The organism is Campylobacter sputorum subsp. sputorum, from assembly GCF_008245005.1.
GTDB classification, from domain to species: domain Bacteria; phylum Campylobacterota; class Campylobacteria; order Campylobacterales; family Campylobacteraceae; genus Campylobacter_F; species Campylobacter_F sputorum.
Genome location: NZ_CP043427.1, coordinates 452,931 through 471,626, shown reverse-complemented (window position 1 = coordinate 471,626; position 18,696 = coordinate 452,931). Strand labels below are relative to the sequence as shown.

Annotated in this window: 18 protein-coding genes and 5 tRNA genes; 3 read left to right on the top strand and 20 right to left on the bottom strand. The window is 32.4% G+C overall.

Translation table 11 applies throughout. The features are described from left to right. The first annotated feature begins 47 nt into the window (after positions 1-47). Together CSPT_RS02345 and CSPT_RS02340 are read left to right on the top strand one after the other, a co-directional pair. Entirely contained in the window at positions 48-629 is a 582-nt protein-coding gene (locus tag CSPT_RS02345) for a DUF2179 domain-containing protein (RefSeq protein WP_089182124.1), read from the top strand. A gap of 21 nt (positions 630-650) precedes the next feature. Beyond that, on the top strand, positions 651-896 hold the full coding sequence (locus CSPT_RS02340) for a hypothetical protein (RefSeq protein WP_089182123.1): 246 nt from the start codon (positions 651-653) through the stop codon (positions 894-896). Between the two features lie 16 nt (positions 897-912). Here the strand turns inward: CSPT_RS02340 and thiD are convergent, their stop codons facing one another. The 3 genes from thiD to CSPT_RS02325 all read right to left on the bottom strand — a co-directional run bounded on the left by thiD (position 913) and on the right by CSPT_RS02325 (position 3,141). Next, positions 913-1,701 carry a bifunctional hydroxymethylpyrimidine kinase/phosphomethylpyrimidine kinase gene (thiD, locus tag CSPT_RS02335; protein ID WP_089182122.1) on the bottom strand — a complete coding sequence of 263 codons (789 nt, stop codon included), beginning with the start codon at positions 1,699-1,701 and terminating at the stop codon, positions 913-915. Positions 1,702-2,222: 521 nt separating this feature from the next. After that, positions 2,223-2,468, bottom strand: a complete 246-nt coding sequence (gene rbp / locus CSPT_RS02330) for an RNA-binding regulator (protein ID WP_033916490.1) — start codon at positions 2,466-2,468, stop codon at positions 2,223-2,225. A 130-nt stretch (positions 2,469-2,598) separates the two neighbouring features. Then, positions 2,599-3,141: a DJ-1 family glyoxalase III gene (locus CSPT_RS02325; RefSeq protein ID WP_089182121.1), complete on the bottom strand. Its 543-nt coding sequence runs from the start codon at positions 3,139-3,141 to the stop codon at positions 2,599-2,601. 98 nt (positions 3,142-3,239) lie between these two features. Here CSPT_RS02325 and CSPT_RS02320 point away from each other — a divergent pair, with 98 nt between their 5' ends. Next, the gene (locus CSPT_RS02320) at positions 3,240-3,470 is read left to right on the top strand and encodes a SelT/SelW/SelH family (seleno)protein (RefSeq protein ID WP_257789313.1); all 231 of its coding nucleotides are present in this window, start codon (positions 3,240-3,242) and stop codon (positions 3,468-3,470) included. A gap of 51 nt (positions 3,471-3,521) precedes the next feature. Here the strand turns inward: CSPT_RS02320 and efp are convergent, their stop codons facing one another. The 17 genes from efp to cmoA all read right to left on the bottom strand — a co-directional run bounded on the left by efp (position 3,522) and on the right by cmoA (position 18,685). After that, positions 3,522-4,088, bottom strand: a complete 567-nt coding sequence (gene efp / locus CSPT_RS02315; protein ID WP_089182119.1) for an elongation factor P — start codon at positions 4,086-4,088, stop codon at positions 3,522-3,524. A 73-nt stretch (positions 4,089-4,161) separates the two neighbouring features. Beyond that, complete coding sequence (gene rpoC, locus CSPT_RS02310; protein WP_089182118.1) at positions 4,162-8,682, bottom strand: DNA-directed RNA polymerase subunit beta'; 4,521 nt, start codon at positions 8,680-8,682, stop codon at positions 4,162-4,164. After that, entirely contained in the window at positions 8,675-12,814 is a 4,140-nt protein-coding gene (rpoB, locus tag CSPT_RS02305) for a DNA-directed RNA polymerase subunit beta (RefSeq protein WP_089182117.1), read from the bottom strand. Before rpoB ends, rpoC begins: the two co-directional genes overlap by 8 nt. Positions 12,815-12,904: 90 nt before the next feature. After that, the gene (rplL, locus tag CSPT_RS02300) at positions 12,905-13,279 is read right to left on the bottom strand and encodes a 50S ribosomal protein L7/L12 (protein ID WP_089182116.1); all 375 of its coding nucleotides are present in this window, start codon (positions 13,277-13,279) and stop codon (positions 12,905-12,907) included. 16 nt (positions 13,280-13,295) lie between these two features. Then, positions 13,296-13,781, bottom strand: a complete 486-nt coding sequence (gene rplJ / locus CSPT_RS02295; protein ID WP_089182115.1) for a 50S ribosomal protein L10 — start codon at positions 13,779-13,781, stop codon at positions 13,296-13,298. A 102-nt stretch (positions 13,782-13,883) separates the two neighbouring features. After that, positions 13,884-14,585, bottom strand: coding sequence for a 50S ribosomal protein L1 (gene rplA / locus CSPT_RS02290; protein WP_089182114.1), 702 nt, complete (start codon positions 14,583-14,585; stop codon positions 13,884-13,886). 62 nt (positions 14,586-14,647) lie between these two features. After that, positions 14,648-15,073: a 50S ribosomal protein L11 gene (rplK, locus tag CSPT_RS02285; RefSeq protein WP_089182113.1), complete on the bottom strand. Its 426-nt coding sequence runs from the start codon at positions 15,071-15,073 to the stop codon at positions 14,648-14,650. 12 nt (positions 15,074-15,085) lie between these two features. Continuing rightward, positions 15,086-15,619: a transcription termination/antitermination protein NusG gene (gene nusG, locus CSPT_RS02280; protein ID WP_181892297.1), complete on the bottom strand. Its 534-nt coding sequence runs from the start codon at positions 15,617-15,619 to the stop codon at positions 15,086-15,088. 15 nt (positions 15,620-15,634) lie between these two features. Further along, a complete protein-coding gene (gene secE, locus CSPT_RS02275; protein WP_033916500.1) occupies positions 15,635-15,814 on the bottom strand; it encodes a preprotein translocase subunit SecE in 180 nt (59 codons plus the stop codon). Positions 15,815-15,830: 16 nt separating this feature from the next. Beyond that, a tRNA-Trp gene (locus tag CSPT_RS02270) sits at positions 15,831-15,906 on the bottom strand. A gap of 16 nt (positions 15,907-15,922) precedes the next feature. Further along, positions 15,923-16,090, bottom strand: coding sequence for a 50S ribosomal protein L33 (gene rpmG, locus CSPT_RS02265; protein ID WP_033916501.1), 168 nt, complete (start codon positions 16,088-16,090; stop codon positions 15,923-15,925). Positions 16,091-16,141: 51 nt separating this feature from the next. Further along, positions 16,142-17,341: an elongation factor Tu gene (gene tuf, locus CSPT_RS02260; RefSeq protein ID WP_033916502.1), complete on the bottom strand. Its 1,200-nt coding sequence runs from the start codon at positions 17,339-17,341 to the stop codon at positions 16,142-16,144. 65 nt (positions 17,342-17,406) lie between these two features. After that, positions 17,407-17,481: transfer RNA gene (locus CSPT_RS02255), tRNA-Thr, on the bottom strand. 119 nt (positions 17,482-17,600) lie between these two features. Further along, positions 17,601-17,677 (bottom strand) — tRNA-Gly (locus tag CSPT_RS02250). Positions 17,678-17,686: 9 nt separating this feature from the next. Continuing rightward, positions 17,687-17,771, bottom strand: a tRNA-Tyr gene (locus tag CSPT_RS02245). A 45-nt stretch (positions 17,772-17,816) separates the two neighbouring features. Continuing rightward, positions 17,817-17,892 (bottom strand) — tRNA-Thr (locus CSPT_RS02240). A gap of 91 nt (positions 17,893-17,983) precedes the next feature. Next, a complete protein-coding gene (gene cmoA, locus CSPT_RS02235) occupies positions 17,984-18,685 on the bottom strand; it encodes a carboxy-S-adenosyl-L-methionine synthase CmoA (protein ID WP_089182111.1) in 702 nt (233 codons plus the stop codon). Between the last annotated feature and the right edge of the window lie 11 nt (positions 18,686-18,696).

Genomic DNA, 18,696 nt, shown 5'->3' with positions numbered 1-18,696 from the left:
AACTTTTTGTTTATTTGGTAAAATCATAAAAAACTAAAAGGTGTTATATGAGTGAATTTTTACAAAGTGATTTTTTTAGATATATTGGGATACCTATTTTGATATGCTTGGCAAGAATTATAGATGTTACTCTTGGAACTGTAAGAATTATCCTTGTTTCAAAAGGTAAAAAGATAATAGCACCTATTTTAGGATTTTTTGAAATTTTAATATGGCTTATAGCAATCACTCAAGTTATGGCACACCTTGATGGATGGCAAAACTATATAGCGTATGCCCTTGGTTTTGCACTTGGAAATCTTTTTGGCATACTGCTTGAAGAAAAATTAGCACTAGGGCATGTCGTAGTTAGGATAATACCAAAAATAAAAGCAGTAAATTTAGCAAAAATGCTAAGAAATAGCGGATATAGTGTAAGTATGATAAATGCAAACGGAAATGATGGCGATATCAATATTCTTTTTGTTGTTATAAAACGCTGCGAAATAGACAATATACTTCCTTTAATAAAAGAAAATAACCCTTGGGCGTTTTATACTATAGAGGATTTAAGATATGCAAACTTAAATATGATAAATGTTCCGGTAAATCAAAGCACTATAAAAGAATTTTCTAAAAATAGTATTTAAAATAATTTAAAAGGAGTTTGTATGACACAAGAAGAAAAGTTAGATTCCATAGAAAAATCACTAAATGAACTAAAAGAATTAAGCAAGAAAAAAGATGCTCAGATAGAAGAACTTATAAAACAAAGAAATAAACTAAGGCAAAATAAAGAAGCTTATATAGCCAAAACTTATGTTTATGGCATTTTGATTCTTATTGCACTAGGATTAATAATTTATATATTATACGAAATTATGAATAAGGTAAATTTCGGCATTTGTGATGTCTAAATTTACCTTATTGTTTTTATATATGGTTTTTATAAAAATGATCTATAGGATTACAACCTGAGCCTATCATAGCAGGATGAGAGATAGCACCGGTTATGTATTCTTTTGCTTTTTTACAAGCATTTTTTACGCTTTCACCATTTGCCAAATTTGCAGCAATAGCACTTGAGAGAGAACATCCTGTTCCGTGAGTATGATTTGAGTTTATTCTAGGTGTTTTTAATAATTCAAAATCTTTTCCATCATAGAAAACATCCAAAGAAATGCCATTTACATCACCAGCTTTTAGATAAATATTTTTTGCACCAAATTTAGTTAAATTTATACAAGCATCTTTAAAATCATCTTCGCTAGTAAGTTTGGTTTGTAAAATTTGCTGTGCTTCATATAAATTTGGAGTTATTACATAAGATATTGGAAAAAGCTCACTTACAAGAGTTTTTTGAGAATTTTCTTCTAACCAAATATCTCCGTTTTTGCAACTCATAACAGGATCAAGTACAACAGGCGGTAAATTTGGAATGCTTTTTAGAGTATTTGCAACTGTTTTTATGATCTCAACACTTGGAACTACGCCTATTTTTATAGCATCTATTCTTATATCATCAAAAATTCTTTTTATGCCATCTTCTATCATTTTAGTATCGATTAATTGCATACCAAAAAGACCTTGTGTGTTTTGAGCTGTAGTAGCAGTTACAACCCCCATAGCAAAAACATCATGGGCTATAAAAACCTTTAAATCAGCTATAATGCCAGCACCGCCACTTGGATCAACACCAGCTATACTAAGAACATTTTTCATATATTAAATCCTTGTTTTAATTAAAATTATGATTTTATCAATTTTATGCTTTTGAAATATTTAATATACTTGTTAAATTTAACCAGCTCATTTTAAATAATATAAACTAAAAAAGATACTATGAGCAAAATCAAAGTCCCGAAAGATAGCTACTAGGCAGCACAAACCCAGAGAAGTTTTGAAAACTTTAAAACAAGGTGTTAAAAGTTACTGCCTTAGCTAATCAGAGCTTTTGCTATATTAAAAAAGCTACTGCATTTGAAAGCATTAGCAGTTTCATTTTAAATACAAAATATCTATACGAAAAAACTATAAACACAATTTGCACTATAATTACAAAAAGATGGAAATTTAAACACCAATAAAAGGATTTAAAGGGTGATTAATACATCACAAAATTTATCATAAAATCATCAAAATTTAGATATAAATGCTTTTAAAATTTGAGAGACTAAGCCACAAATTTTTATAAAAATGTGTCTTAATAATACTTGCTAAAAGGAGTCAAACAACTCCTTTTGTTAATCTTTTGGTCTAGCCTCATTAACTCTGAGTTTTCTACCACCTACTTCTGTATCATTTAGAGCTTCGATAGCTTTTGAGCCTTCACTTACATTTTCCATTTCAACAAACCCAAATCCTTTTGAGCGATTTGTTTCTCTATCTTTTACTATTTTTGCACGACTTACTGATCCATAAGCCTCAAAAGTAGACCTTAGCTCTGCTTCTGTCATACGATATGACAAATTACCAACATAAATATTCACTGAACACATTCCTTGCTTTATTTTCCAAATTAAATTTGGATAAAGCATTATATCAAAAATATACATATTTTGAGTAAGATTTTAAAAAATATTTAACAAATTTTAAATTTTGTTACAATTTAAGTAAAATTTACTCAAAAAGCAATCCATTTTTAACATCTAAATATACTTTTTCACCTTTTAGTTCTCTTAGAATTTCTAATCCGAATTCCATAGCTGTTGCAGGACCGCAAGAAGTCATTATATTGTGATCGCGAACTACATTTTGATTTGATATATAACCACTTTTATTCACATTTTTCTCAAAACCAGGATAGCAAGTGTATGAGTTTTTAATTAAATCAAATTTAGCAAGCACAAATGGTGCAGCACAAATAGCACCGATATGTTTATTGTTCGCATCAAAAGATTGCAATATTTCGCAAAGCTTATTACTATTTGCAAGATTATCTGCTCCTGGTAAACCACCTGGCAAAATAGCCATTTCATACTCGCTTACAAGCAAATCATCTAATACAATATCTGCATACACAGTAATGTTATGAGCCCCAGTAACTTTTCTTCTATCTAATCCCACGCTAACACAATCAATACCACCTCTTTTTAAAATATCTATAATGCTAACAGCTTCAATTTCTTCAAAACCTGTTGCTAAGATAATCGCTACTTTCATAAAAACTCCTTTATATGATTTTAGTAATTATACAATGTTATAATAAATTTAAATTTACTTACTATAATGCACTTTTATTTTAAAATAAAGGTTAAAAGATGGATATAAAGATTACTTATTGTAATTCTTGATCTTATAGACCACAAGCTTCCCGTGTGGAAGAAGAAATAAAAAGCGTCTATAATGATGCAAAGATAGAACTTGTAGCAGGTAGTGGCGGTAACTTCATAATTGAAGTAGATGGAAAGATTATATTTTCAAAAAGAGATATGGATGAGCCTAGATTTCCTAATGATGGAGAAATTTTAAAGCTTATTGATATGATTTAAATTTAAAAACTTGTATCTGTTTTAAATTTAAAACAGATACAAAATAAAAAATTATTTATTTGCTCTTTCTATATATTCGCCTCTAACCGTATCAACACGGATAACTTCGCCTTCTAATACATGAAAAGGAATTTGCACAACTGCACCAGTTTCAAGTGTGGCTGGTTTTTTATTGCTTCCTTGTGTATCGCCACGGAAATTTGGAGCAGTTTCTACTATCTTTAACTCAACAACCTGAGGAACTTCAAGTCCGATTGCTTTACCATTATGAAACAAAACATCAACCATCATACCATCAAGCATCCATTTTTTGTTCTCTCCAACCTCTTCATCGCTAATTGCGATTTGTTCGTAAGTAGTAGTATCCATAAACTGACAAAACTCACCATCATCATAAAGATATTGCATTTGCTTATCTTCTAAATTTGGAGTTTCACATTTATCGCCTGCATGAAAAGTTTTTTCTAAAACTCTACCATCTATATATGATTTTATTTTAACTCTAACAAAAGCCGCTCCTTTGCCAGGTTTTACATGTTGATACTCTACAATTTTATAAGGAACACCTTCTAATTCTATCTTTAGTCCCTTTTTTAAATCTCCCATAGAATATGCCATTTATTTTCTCCTTTTTAATGAGTATAAATTTATAAATTAAACAAAGGAAAGAAAATTTCTCTCCTTTTTTGTGCTACTCTTTATCTTTTGGATATATAAGTTTTAATTTCTTATCTTGATGAAAACCTGTTCCAACAGGAATCATACGACCGATAATAACATTTTCTTTTAAATCTTCTAAATAATCAAATTTACCAGCGATACTGGCTTCTGTTAAAACCTTAGTTGTTTCTTGGAATGAAGCAGCCGATATAACACTATCACTTCCAATAGCTGCTCTTGTAACACTAAGAAGCACTGGCTCTGCTAGAGCAGGCTCGCCACCTATTTTCATAATTCTAGCATTTTCCTCGCGGAATTTTCTTTTGCTTATTAAATCACCAACTATGAAATTTGTATCTCCACTATCTACAATCTTAACCTGTCTTAGCATTTGTGAAACTATGATTTCTATATGCTTATCAGCTATTGCAACACCTTGAGAGCGATAAACTTGTTGAATTTCACTAATCAAATAATAATGAAGTGCTTTTTCACCCAATATTTTAAGTACATCGTGGCTACTTATAACACCATCTGTAATCTTTTCTCCAGCATGAACAAACTCACCATCTCTAACTTGAATTTTTCTATCTTTATCTACAAGATATTGATGAGTTCTACCATCTGTGCCCTCTATAATGATTTTCTCTTTTGATCTAAGAGGTTTATCAAATCTTATTACACCATCAATATCTGCAATAATTGCAGCGTTTTTAGGTCTTCTTGCCTCAAAAAGCTCACTAACTCTAGGAAGACCTCCTGTGATATCTTCAGATTTTGCTATAGCTTTAGGTGTTTTTGCAAGCGTGTCTGCTTGTTTTACAATTGTGCCCTCATCAACAAAAATAGCCGTTTTTGGCTCAAGCGGGTATTTAAGCATTTTACCATCAGCTGTTGTAACAATTATGGTTGGTTTTATACCACTTGGCAAATACTCATTTATTACAAGACGGGTTTGCCCTGTTGTTTCATCGTATTGTGCTGTAACACTTCTATCTGCTTCAATTTGTTCAAAAGATACCTTACCATCAGCTTCTGATATAACAGGATTTGAATATGGATCCCATTGAGCTATAACTGTTTTTTCTTCTTTTTTAGGTTTAGCTATGATACTTTTTACATCCACAGTAGAGCTATCATCAAATTCTATTATAGACTCTCTTGGTATATAATGTCTTATAGCTTCCCTATCATCTTCATCTGCAACAACAACAAAAAGACCTTTTTCATTTACAAGATGCCCTTTTTTAATATCTTTTTTTCTTTGCAAATAATCGCCATTTAAAATATAAAATTTAAGTATACCGCTAGCACCAGAAACAATCTTTTGTGTTACAGGCTCACCATCTTTAACCATAAGTTCACTTGCATAAGGAATACGATTAGGTATGTTATAGCCCTCTTTTATAACCTCAACTATACTCTCATTTTCTTTTACGCTATCGCCTGGTTTGTATGATATATAAAATTTACCCTCAACTTTTCCACTAACACCGGCAAGTTCATTTGGTTTGGCAATATCTTGTTTTCTAAGAGTATATTTTACCTCTTCTTTTTTGCCTTTTAAAATAATACTAATATCATCATGAGCCATATCAATATCTATAACACCATCAAATGCCGCTTTTATTTTAGGTTCAACCAAAAGAACGGCAGCATTTCTTCTGTTTGCAACAATTTGTTTTTTATTGTTTTCATAAGTCTGAACATTATAATATCTTATAAAGCCTTCTTTACTAGCTTCAATTTTTCTAGCTTGTTGCCCAGCTGAAGCAGTTCCACCGATATGGAATGTTCTTAGTGTAAGCTGAGTTCCTGGTTCGCCAATTGATTGAGCTGATATAATACCAACTGCTTCGCCAGGTTTTACAAGTTTGCCTTCAGCAAGATTTATACCATAACATTTAGCACATACACCTTTTTTAGCTTTGCATGTTACAGGAGTTCTAATGCTTACTGATTTTATACCAGCATCAACTATCTCTCTTGCTTTTTCTTCATCTATAAGAGTTCCTTCGCTAAACAAAATCTCATTTGTTATAGGATCTATAACATCAGCACTTACAACTCTTCCTAAAATTCTCTCTTCTAGACTTTCTATTAATTCGCCATTTTCTGTAATCTCAGTTATTTCTACGCCTTCGTGAGTTCCACAATCATGCATAGTTACTTTTACATTTTGACCAACATCTATAAGTTTTCTTGTAAGATAACCAGCATTTGCAGTTTTTAACGCAGTATCAGCAAGACCTTTTCTAGCACCATGAGTTGAGATAAAATACTCTAAAACATTTAGTCCTTCACGGAAATTTGAGATAATAGGTGTTTCAATAATACTTCCATCTGGCTTTGTCATAAGACCACGCATACCAGCAAGCTGTCTAATTTGAGCTGTACTACCTCTAGCACCGCTATCTGCCATCATATAAATAGAGTTAAAGCCATTTTTATCTTCTTTAACTAGTTTCATCATCTCACTTGCGACTTTATTACTAGCATCGGTCCATATATCAACTATTTTATTATATCTTTCAGAATCTGTTAATAGTCCTGCACCATATTGATTTTGTATCTCTTTAACTTGATTTTTGGCATCTTGAATATATTTTTCTTTACTGTGTGGAACAATGATATCATCAACTGATATCGAAATTCCAGCTTTTGTTGCATATCTAAAACCAAGATCTTTAAGAGCATCAAGAAAACTTGCACTTACTTCAAATCCACCATTTTTATATACATAATCAACTAAATTTGCAATATCTTTCTTTTTCATAATTTTGTTCCACATATCATCTGGAACAAAATCAGGAATGATTGATTTTATAATGAGTCTTCCAGCTGTTGTAAATATAGTCTTGCCATCTATGATAGTTTTTAATTTTGCATGATGATCAAGGTAGCCATATTCAACAGCAAGTCTCACTTCATCAACATTTCCAAAAATTTTATTCTCTCCAAGTGCACCATCTTTAATCAAAGAAAGATAATAAATTCCTAAAACCATATCTTGCGATGGAACGGCAACGGCTTTACCACTTGCAGGAAGCAAAATATTCATAGAACTTAACATCATTATCTTGCATTCTGCAATAGCTTCTTGAGAAAGCGGCACATGTATCGCCATTTGGTCACCATCAAAGTCAGCATTAAATGCAGAACAAACTAATGGATGAAGTTTAATAGCCTTACCATCTACAAGAACTGGATGAAATGCCTGAATAGAAAGTTTATGAAGCGTAGGAGCACGGTTTAACATAACAGGGTGATCTTTAACAACCTCTTCTAAACATTCCCAAACTTCATTATTTTTATCATCTATCATTTTTTTAGCTTGTTTAACCGTTGTAGCATAACCCTTTTCTTGAAGCCTTGCTATGAGATGTGGTTTAAACAACTCTAAAGCCATAGTTTTAGGCAAACCGCATTGATCCATCCTTAAATGCGGGCCAACAACAATAACGCTACGACCTGAAAAATCAACTCTTTTTCCAAGAAGATTTTGTCTAAAACGACCTTGTTTACCCTTGATAATCTCACTTAGAGATTTAAGAGGACGCTTATTTGCTCCTTTTACAGCATTTGCTCTTCTGCCATTATCAAAAAGTGCATCAACAGCTTCTTGAAGCATTCTTTTTTCATTTCTAACAATAATCTCAGGAGCATCAAGTTCCATAAGTCTTTTTAAACGGCTATTTCTATTTATTACTCTTCTATAAAGATCATTTACATCAGAAACTGCAAATTTACCACCATCTAAACCAACTAGAGGTCTAAGATCTGGCGGAAGAACAGGCAAATTAGTTATCATCATCCACTCAGGACGATTTCCGCTTTCTAAAAATGACTCTATAACTTTAAGTCTTTTTACTAAAGTTTTTTTCTTAGCTTCTGAGTTAGTAGATGCATACTCTTCTTTTAAATTATTATGAATATCTATTAAATCCAAACTACTTAAAAGATCTCTAATAACCTCTCCGCCCATTCTAGCTTTAAAACCGCTATCTGAGTATCTATCGAGTAAAGATTGATATTGCTCTTCATTTAATACATGATATTGCTCTACTTTTTTTGTATTTTCATTATCATAATACGCATCACCTGGAGTTTCTACTATATATGCCTCATAGTAAAGCACTCTTTCTAAATCTTTCATTTTTATGCCAAGCAAAGTTCCTATTCTACTTGGAAGAGAATTTACATACCAAATGTGAGCAACCGGAGTAACAAGTTCAATATGTCCCATTCTAGATCTTCTAACTTTAGATGTAGTTACTTCAACACCACATTTTTCACATTTAATGCCTTTATAACGCATTTTTTTATACTTACCACAAAGACATTCATAATCTCTTACTGGACCAAAAATTTTAGCACAAAAAAGACCGTCTCTTTCTGGTTTTAGTGTTCGGTAGTTTATAGTTTCTGGTTTTTTAACTTCGCCATGACTCCAAGATTTTATCTTTTCAGGACTTGCAAGCATAAGTTGAAATGCTTTAAAATCCTTTGGTCTATCTTCTTCTTTAATATCTATAGGTCTTAACTCACTCATCTTCATCTACCTCATCAAAAATTTCAACATCAAGTGCTAATGACTTAAGTTCATTTGTCAAAACAAAAAATGTTTCAGGTATACCTGTAACTGGGACATTTTCTCCTCTTGTTATAGCCTTATAAGCCTCTAATCTTCCATCAACATCATCAGATTTTATAGTTAGCATTTCTCTTAGAGTATAAGCAGCACCATAAGCCTCTAATGCCCAAACTTCCATCTCTCCAAATCTTTGTCCACCAAATAATGCTTTACCGCCAACTGGTTGTTGAGTAACAAGAGAGTATGGACCAGTGCTTCTTGCGTGAACTTTTTCATCAACAAGATGGTGAAGTTTAAGATAATACATACAACCTACATGAACTCTTTCGTTTATTTTACTTCCGGTTCTTCCATCATAAAGTATAGTCTTACCATCAGAATCAATACCAGCCATTTCAAAAAGTTTTGCAAAATCATCTACATTTACGCCATCAAATATATGAGTTGCAAATTTAACACCTTTTGACCAATCTCTTGCATATTTAAGAAGATCTTCATCGCTCATATCTTTTAGAAGTTTTTTAGCATCTGCCAATTTTGATAAAGATGCAATTTCAATCATTCTTTTTCTTAAGTCTTTTAGCCACTCACCTGTTTTTTCTTCTAAAATTTTATCTATTTGCTCACCAAGTTTCCATCCAACCAAGCCTAAATGGCATTCTAAAATTTGACCTATATTCATACGACTTGGAACACCAAGCGGATTTAATACTATATCAACTGGTCTGCCGTTTGGAAGATAAGGCATATCAACTTCTGGAACTATATTTGAAACAATACCTTTATTTCCGTGGCGTCCTGCCATTTTATCACCAACTTTAAGCTTTCTTTTTGTAGCAATATAAACTTTTACAAGCTTAACAACTCCGCTTGGCAAAATATCATCTTTTTCTAAAATTTCAAGCTTTTCGTCATGATCTTCTTTAAATTTCTTTTTCTCATTTTGAAAATAATTTTTTAAATCATCGTACTGCTTTTGTATATTTTTAGCAAAGCTTTTTACAAAAGAATTAAGAGTAAATCTATTCATAGATTCTAAAACATCTACAGGAACAAAAGAGCCTTTTTTATACTCAATATCTCCAATAACTTGATCTTGATTTAAAGGTTTTTTAGAAAGCAAACTTGTAACTTTTAACATCTCTTCTCTATCAAGCATCAAAAGTCTGTCATGGTGCTCTTTTTCCAATACAGATTTTTCATCTTCATATGCTTTTAAAGTTCTATTGTCTTTTTCATAACCTTTTTTAGTAAATATCTTAACATCTACTACAACGCCTTCCATAGAAGCACCAGCATAAAGCGATTTATTAACAACATGTCCGGCTTTTTCGCCAAATATAGCTCTTAATAATCTCTCTTCAGGAGTTGGTTTAACTTCTCCTTTTGGACTAACTTTACCAACTAAAATCATACCAGGAGTTACTTGAGTTCCTATTTTTACAATACCGCTTTCATCAAGATGAATTAAATCCTCTTCTTTTACATTTGGTATATCTTTTGTTATCTCTTCAACGCCATCTTTTAGTTCTCTAGCTTCTATCTCTTTTTCATAAATATGAACACTCGTAAATGCATCTTTTCTAATCATACCTTCGCTCATAACAACGGCATCTTCATAGTTATATCCATTCCAAGGCATAAAAGCTATAAGTGCATTTTTTCCTAAAGCAAGCTCACCTTTTTCCATACTAGGACCATCAGCAATTATTTGATTTGCTTCAACAAACTCACCTTTTTTTACTATAGGATATTCTCCAAAAGTTGTATTTTGGTTAGTTCTTAAATTTTTTTCTAAAGAATAATGATCAATGTAAGGACCATCTTCATCTTCGCCTAAAATAAATATATTTTTACTATCAACTTTTTCTACTATACCAGAACGCTTAGCTTTTATAGACTCCCAAGAATCTCTTGCAATAATTGCTTCCATTCCAGTTCCAACAAGAGGAGCCGTAGTTTTTAGTAGAGGAACAGCTTGACGCTGCATGTTTGAACCCATAAGTGCACGGTTAGCATCATCATGTTCTAAGAATGGAATAAGCGAAGCGGCTACACCAGCAATCATTCCAGAACAAAGGTCTATTAAACTTACTTCTTCTCTTTTAGCAAGAATAGTCTCTCCATCTTTTCTAACTTCCAAAATTTCATCTAAAATATTTCCTTTATCATCAAGTTTTGCTGATGCAGGAGCTATAACAAGTCCTTCTTCTTGAGTTGCAGTAAGATAAACTATATCATTAGTGACTTTTCCATCTACAACTTTTCTATAAGGTGCTTCAACAAAACCAAGGTCATTTACTTTTGCATAAGTAGAAAGTGTATTTATAAGACCGATATTTTGACCTTCTGGAGTTTCGATAGGACAAATTCTTCCATAATGAGTTGGATGAACATCTCTAACTTCAAATCCGGCTCTTTCTTTTACTAAACCGCCCTCGCCAAGTGCAGAAAGTCTTCTTTTGTGTGTAACTTCACTAAGTGGGTTTGTTTGATCCATAAACTGACTAAGCTGTCCGCTTGTAAAAAACTCAAGCAAAGTTGTGCTTATGGTTTTTGGATTAATTAAATCATAAGGCATAATTTCTTCTATATTGCCACTGATTGCCGTAAATTTATCTCTTATAGCTTTTTGCATTTTAACAAAACCTAGATGAATCTCATTTGCCAAAAGCTCTCCAATAGATCTAATTCGTCTATTTCCTAAGTGATCTCTATCGTCTATGTAACCTTGACCATTTTTAACTTTTATAAGATATTTTGCAGTTTTTATGATATCTTCACTTGTTAAAACTGTGATATATTCAGGTGCATCCAATCCAAGCTTATGATTCATTTTCATTCGACCTACTTTTGTTAGGTCATATCTTTCAGGATTAAAGAAAAGATCATGCATAAAAGCTTTTGCAGCTTCTTTTACAACAGGCTCTCCTGGCCTCATAACTTTATAGATTCTTATAGCAGAAAGGTCATTTTCATCTTCAATACCTTCTGTTTGCTTTAATAACTTAAGAGTCTCAGCATCTTGAATGAAGGAATTAATTATAGAGTTATCAACTCCACTTGCTCTATCATTTGCTATTTGAATACTTGTTTGTGTTTCAAGAATTTTGGCTAATTTATTTTCATCAAGTTGAGAAAGTATATCATATATAACTTCTCCACTCTGGCTATCAATAATAGGAGATGAAAGATATCTATCTATCAAAATATCAGCTGGATATTCTACCATCTTTAAACCATCTTCAAGCATTTTTTCAGCTTTTTTCTTTGTAAGACGCTTACCAGCACTATGAACAACATTACATTTTTCATCTTTTATATCGTATTCAACTCTATTTAAATAATCATTTGGATCAAAATCTGTTAGAAATTTATTGTTTTTAATATAAATTGTTTTTATAGGATAAAAAAGTTTTATAATATCATGTTTTGTGTATCCTAAAGCCCTAAAAAGTATAGTAATTGGAACTTTTCTTCTTTTATTTATCCTAACATATAATACATCTTTTGCATCATATTCAAAATATAACCAACTGCCTCTATCTGGTATAATTTGTGCAGTATAAATAAGTTTATTTACAACAGTTGGACTTTCTTCTTCTTTAAAAATAACGCCTGGGCTTCTATGAAGTTGATTTACAACAACCCTTTCAACGCCATTTATTATAAATGATATTCTATCTGTCATAAGAGGAATATCATGGATATAAATATCTTGTTCTTTTATATCTTTTATACCGATTTTCTCACCGGTTTTTTCATCTTTTTCGTGTAATATAAGTCTAATTTTCATTTTGAGATTTACACAATATGTAAGACCTCTTTGAATGCACTCTTTAACTGTATATTTTGGTTTGCCAAGCTCACTACCAACATACTCTAATGTGAGTCTATTTTGTGGATCGTGAATTGGAAATATCGATTTAAAAACTTTTTCAAGACCGCTACCAGCAGTTTTTGCATTTAAATCTAAGAAATAACTAAAACTTGTTTTTTGTAATTTTAATAAATTTGGAACATCAATCTCACTAGCTATATCAGAATAATTAACTCTAAGACGATTTCCAGAGCGTAAGCTGTTTAACATGCGACTACCTCTTGGTATTTATTTGAAAGAAAAGCATTTAGCCAAAAATTGGCATCGTATTTTGGAAGGGAAACAAATCCCTTCCACATATTATTTAAGTTCAACCTTAGCACCAGCTTCTTCAAGCTGTTTTTTAGCCTCTTCAGCATCAGCCTTGCTGATACCTTCTTTAATTGTTGAAGGAGTATTTTCTGTTGCATCTTTAGCCTCTTTAAGTCCAAGACCAGTAAGAGCTCTAACAACTTTAATAACATTAATTTTTTTATCGCCAGCGTCTGTTAAGATAACATCAAATTCAGTTTTCTCTTCAGCTGCTGCTGCACCACCTGCTGCTGCACCACCTGCCATAACAACTGGAGCTGCGCTAACACCAAATTTCTCTTCAAATTCTTTTACAAGCTCTGAAAGCTCAAGAACTGAAAGACCTGAAATAAACTCTAAAACATCTTCTTTAGTAACTGCCATTTTATTCTCCTAAATTTTATGCACTTTCTTGTGCTTTTTTCTCTTTAAGTGCATTTAGTCCTATAACAAAATTTTGTAAAGGCGCATTCCACACTTGTAAAAGCATAGCAATAAGCTCATCGCGGCTTGGCATTTTAGATAGAGCCACAACTTTCTCAACGCTAGCAACTTCATTTTCAATATAAGCTGTTTTAATCTTGAAAAGATTATTTGTTTCTTCAAATTTAGCAACAACTTTTGTAACTGCAAGTTGATCTTTTCCCCAAACAAAAATGTTTGTATCTCTAAAATCTAAAGCTTCTATACCAGCTTTTTTAAGAGCAACTTTTGCAAGTGTATTTTTTATAACTTGAACATTAACTTCTTTTTCTTTGGCACTTGCACGCAAAATTTCAAGTTGTTTAACACTCAAACCTTTGAAGTCACATACAACAATAGCTTCAGATGATGAAAATTCTTCTTGTAATTCTGAAACTAATTTTGCTTTTTCGCTTCTTATCATTTTAACTCCTTTCCGACCAGCAATTTCAAGCAGAGAGGGATAAACCCAATTAAGCTTACAGAGCCTCGGCTATCTCTAATCTAAGATATAATTATTAAAAAATTATTTTAAATCCATAACTTCTTGAGTATCAAGAACAACAGAAGGACTCATTGTAAGTGATAAAGAAGCATTTTTAACATATCTACCTTTAGCAGTTGATGGTTTATGCTTGTTTATAGCTTTTATAAAAGTTGAAATATTGTCATTAAGTTGTTCCACACTAAAACTAGCCTTACCTACACCTGCATGTATATTTCCCTGTTTATCAACACGGAAATTTACTTGTCCGCTCTTTGCATTATTTACAGCAGATGCTACATCCATTGTAACTGTGCCTGTTTTTGGATTTGGCATTAGACCTTTTGGTCCAAGTATTCTACCAACTTTACCGACCAATCCCATTAAATTTGGCGTTGCTATCAAAACATCAAAATTCATAATACCTTTTTGGATATCTTCAATCAACTCATCGCTTCCAACTATATCTGCACCAGCCTTAGTTGCCTCATCTGCTTTTGCATCTTTTGCTATAACAGCTACACGAACTTTTTTTCCAGTTCCAGCAGGAAGAACAACTGATCCTCTAACCATTTGATCAGCATGTCTTGGATCTACATTTAATTTTAAAGCAATCTCAACTGTCTCATCAAATTTAGCAGATGATAGTCCTTTTACAGTTTGAATACCTTCACTTAAACTATATGTTTTATTAGAATCAACTTTTTTTAATAATTCATTAAATCTTTTAGTAACTTTTGCCATTATTTTTCTCCGCATTTATAAAAGTGCTTCCGCCTTATTTAAAACCTTGGCGGTAAAAAGGTTTATTCTACTACTTGAACACCCATAGAACGAGCTGAGCCTGCAACAATCTTAGCAGCCTGTTCTTTATCATTAGTATTTAAATCAGCAATTTTTTTGTCAACTATATCTAAAATTTGTGCTTTAGTAATCTTTGCAACCTTATTTTTAAGTGGATTATCAGAACCTTTAGATATACCTACTGCTTTTTTTATAAGATCTGTAACAGGTGGTTGTTTGGTTATAAAAGTAAAACTTTTATCTGCATAAACAGTTATAACAACTGGTATATTAAATCCAGCCATATCTTTTGTTCTTTCGTTAAAAGCTTTACAAAACTCCATTATATTTACACCTTGTTGTCCAAGAGCTGGTCCAACAGGTGGGCTTGGATTAGCCTTTGTAGCGGCAATTTGTAATTTAATTTCGCCTACAACTTTCTTAGCCATAAACTTTTCTCCTTATATTATCTTCTCAACTTGTGAATATAAAATTTCAACTGGTGTACTTCTACCAAATATAGAAACATTAAGTTTTAACTTGCCATGAACCATATCATACTCTTCTACAATACCTATAAAATTAGCAAATGGTCCTTCTTTGATGCGAACATTTTCACCCTCATCAAATGATATTTTAGGTTTAGGTGCTGCTCTTTTATTGGTTTTTTCTAAAATAGTAGCAATATCTTTATCGCCTAGTGGCGTTGGTTTCATAGCTTCACCAATAAATCTTCCAACTTTTGGAAGTGATTGTATCGCATGCCATAAAGCAGTATCAAGATCTAAACAAGCAAAGCAATAACCAGGGTAAAGAGTTTTTTCTTGTATCTTTTCTTTACCATTTTTGAATTCTAAAACATCTTCAGTTGGAACTAAAATATCTCTTAATTTTTCTTCTATATTTCTAACTTTTACCAAATTTTCAATAGCTCTTTTAACAGCCATCTCGCTGCCAGCATAAGTTTGAATAGCATACCATTTATGTCCCATTATAAATCCTACACTTTATTATACTAGTTTTGAAATACTAAAAGACATAATCAGGTCAACCAAAGCTAAAAATAGAGATATTACAGTAACCACTATAACAACAGTGATAAATGCATTTCTCATTTGCTCTTTTGTAGGAAATATAACTTTTCCTAACTCAGCTTTTGACATATTAAAATAACTTATTAACTTTTCCATATATAACCTTATCAAATGGCAGGGCAGGAGGGATTCGAACCCCCAACCATCGGATTTGGAATCCGGCGCTCTACCGTTGGAGCTACTGCCCTAAATGGCTTTCGCCCACTATTTTAGTTTTATCTCTTTGTGAATAGTATGTTTTTTTAATCTTGGACAATATTTTTTTAATTCTAACTTTTCTGTAGTTGTCTTTGTGTTTTTGTATGTTGAGTAATTTATATCTCCACACTCAGAACATTTTAAACCTACTTTAACTCTACTAGAATTTGCCATATTAATATTCCTTCAATACAAAATGACAGGGTAAATGCCCTGTCTAAAAATTTATTCTATTATTTTTGAAACAACACCTGAACCGATTGTATGACCGCCTTCACGAATCGCAAATCTAGTTCCTTGCTCAAGAGCAATTGGGTTTATAAGTTCAACTGTAAGTTTTACATTATCACCAGGCATAACCATCTCTGTTCCCTCAGGAAGAGATATAGAACCTGTTACATCTGTTGTTCTAACATAAAATTGTGGTCTATAGTTACTAAAGAAAGGAGTATGTCTACCACCTTCATCTTTTGTAAGAATATAAACTTCGCCTTCAAATTTCTTGTGAGGAGTGATTGATTTTGGTTTACATAAAACCATACCTCTTTCAACATCTTCTTTTTTTGTACCTCTTAACAAGATACCAACATTATCTCCAGCTTCACCTTGATCTAGCTCTTTTCTAAACATTTCAACACCAGTAACTGTTGTTGTTTGAGTAGGTCTAATACCAACTATCTCAATAGTCTCGCCAACTTTTACTACACCTTTTTCAATTCTACCTGTTACAACTGTACCACGACCAGAAATTGAGAAGATATCTTCGATTGGCATAAGGAAATCTTTATCTGTATCTCTTGTTGGAGTTGGGATATAGCTATCAACAGCATCCATAAGTTTCATAATTTTAGCAGACCATTCACCCTCTGTTCCAGCTTTTGCTTCTTCTAAAGCTTTAAGAGCAGAACCTATTACGATTGGAGTATCATCTCCAGGGAAATCATATTCATTTAATAAATCTCTAACCTCAACTTCAACCAACTCTATAAGCTCAGCATCATCAACCATATCTTCTTTATTTAAGAAAACAACTATGTATGGAACACCAACTTGTCTTGATAGTAGAATATGCTCTCTAGTCTGTGGCATTGGACCATCTGCAGCTGAACATACAAGAATAGCACCATCCATTTGCGCAGCACCAGTAATCATGTTTTTAACATAGTCAGCGTGACCAGGGCAGTCAACATGCGCATAGTGGCGTTTTTCTGTTTCATACTCTATGTGTGATGTAGCAATAGTAATACCACGCTCTTTTTCTTCAGGCGCATTATCAATATTGTCATAATCTTTAAGCTCAGCAAGACCTCTTCTTGATAGAACCGCAGATATAGCAGCTGTTAAAGTAGTTTTACCATGATCAACGTGACCAATAGTACCAATGTTTACGTGTGGCTTGTTACGTGTAAATTTTTCTTTAGCCATTTCTTCCTCCGTCTTATGATATATTTTTTTAATATCAAGTTTGTGTATATAAGCAATACTTAGCGTGGAGCTCATAGCGGGACTTGAACCCGCGACCTCTTCCTTACCAAGGAAGTGCTCTACCTCTGAGCCATATGAGCACTTTAAGTGTCAAGGCAAAGCAGAGTTTCGCTTCTTATTCACAAACAACTATAATGGAAACCATGGCTAGTAAACTGTTTTAAGATATCTACAGCTCCCAGTTTTAGGTATCCAAAAGTGGAGCGGGAAACGGGGCTCGAACCCGCGACCCTCAGCTTGGAAGGCTGATGCTCTAGCCAACTGAGCTACTCCCGCATGTAGCAATGGTGGTGAGACGTGGATTCGAACCACGGAAGACATAGTCAGCAGATTTACAGTCTGCCCTCGTTGGCCTCTTGAGTATCTCACCTCAAAATATTGCTTTTATTGTCTGGTCAAACACTGTTACACAAAATGGAGCTGGTGAACGGACTTGAACCGCCGACCTACTGCTTACAAGGCAGTAGCTCTACCAACTGAGCTACACCAGCATCCTTAAATCGTGAAAGCAAATTATATCTTAAAAAATAATCTATGTCAATACTTTGTAACAAAAATATATAAAAAACATAAAAATTTTTGTTAAAAAGCTAAAAAAACTGCAAAATTTGCCCACTTAAATATACATTCAATATTTTTAAATCCAGCATTTTTTACCATTTGATAATTTTCTTCTTGAGTATATGGAATCAAAACATTTTCCAATGCTTCTCTTTTTTGAGATATTTCAAATTTACTATATCCTTGTTTTTCTTTATAATCTTCATAAATTTCTATAATATTTTTTGTAAATTTTTTATCTTCAAAAACAAGTTTTTCGGAAAATAACAATACCCCATCATCGTTTAAATTGTTATAAAGTTTTTTTATAAACTCATCTCTTTTTATAGGTCTGATAAATTGCAAAGTATAATTTAAAATAAACGCATCACTTTTTACAAACTCACAATCAAGTATGTCGCACTCTTTAAACACTATTTTTGCACCATATGCTATGGACTTATTTTTAGCTATTTCAAGCATTTTTGGGGCATTGTCGTATCCGTAGAAAATCAAATCTTTTCTTAAATCATATAATTTTAATAAAGTTGAAGCAGTCGAACAACCAAGATCACAAACTACGGCATTTTCTTTTAGTATTTTTGATAAAATATCCACACTTAAGCTTTGAGAAATTTCATAATACGGAACAGAGCGGGATATCATATCATCAAAAACCGTTGCTACGCTTTCATCAAATTCGAACTGTTTTGAAATTGGTTTTTTAAAAATATTGTCTTTCATCTATAATCTTT

Excerpts from the sequence above, each read along its gene's own strand:
- thiD (WP_089182122.1), bottom strand. The coding sequence starts at position 1,701 with ATGAAAAATGTTCTTAGTATAGCTGGTGTTGATCCAAGTGGCGGTGCT.
- rplK (WP_089182113.1), bottom strand. The coding sequence starts at position 15,073 with ATGGCTAAGAAAGTTGTAGGCGAAATTAAATTACAAATTGCCGCTACA.
- cmoA (WP_089182111.1), bottom strand. The coding sequence starts at position 18,685 with ATGAAAGACAATATTTTTAAAAAACCAATTTCAAAACAGTTCGAATTT.
- rpoC (WP_089182118.1), bottom strand. The coding sequence starts at position 8,682 with ATGAGTGAGTTAAGACCTATAGATATTAAAGAAGAAGATAGACCAAAG.
- secE (WP_033916500.1), bottom strand. The coding sequence starts at position 15,814 with ATGGAAAAGTTAATAAGTTATTTTAATATGTCAAAAGCTGAGTTAGGA.
- rpmG (WP_033916501.1), bottom strand. The coding sequence starts at position 16,090 with ATGGCAAATTCTAGTAGAGTTAAAGTAGGTTTAAAATGTTCTGAGTGT.
- rplL (WP_089182116.1), bottom strand. The coding sequence starts at position 13,279 with ATGGCAGTTACTAAAGAAGATGTTTTAGAGTTTATTTCAGGTCTTTCA.
- rplJ (WP_089182115.1), bottom strand. The coding sequence starts at position 13,781 with ATGATAAGAAGCGAAAAAGCAAAATTAGTTTCAGAATTACAAGAAGAA.
- CSPT_RS02345 (WP_089182124.1), top strand. The coding sequence starts at position 48 with ATGAGTGAATTTTTACAAAGTGATTTTTTTAGATATATTGGGATACCT.
- CSPT_RS02325 (WP_089182121.1), bottom strand. The coding sequence starts at position 3,141 with ATGAAAGTAGCGATTATCTTAGCAACAGGTTTTGAAGAAATTGAAGCT.
- rpoB (WP_089182117.1), bottom strand. The coding sequence starts at position 12,814 with ATGTTAAACAGCTTACGCTCTGGAAATCGTCTTAGAGTTAATTATTCT.
- tuf (WP_033916502.1), bottom strand. The coding sequence starts at position 17,341 with ATGGCTAAAGAAAAATTTACACGTAACAAGCCACACGTAAACATTGGT.
- efp (WP_089182119.1), bottom strand. The coding sequence starts at position 4,088 with ATGGCATATTCTATGGGAGATTTAAAAAAGGGACTAAAGATAGAATTA.
- rplA (WP_089182114.1), bottom strand. The coding sequence starts at position 14,585 with ATGGCAAAAGTTACTAAAAGATTTAATGAATTATTAAAAAAAGTTGAT.
- CSPT_RS02340 (WP_089182123.1), top strand. The coding sequence starts at position 651 with ATGACACAAGAAGAAAAGTTAGATTCCATAGAAAAATCACTAAATGAA.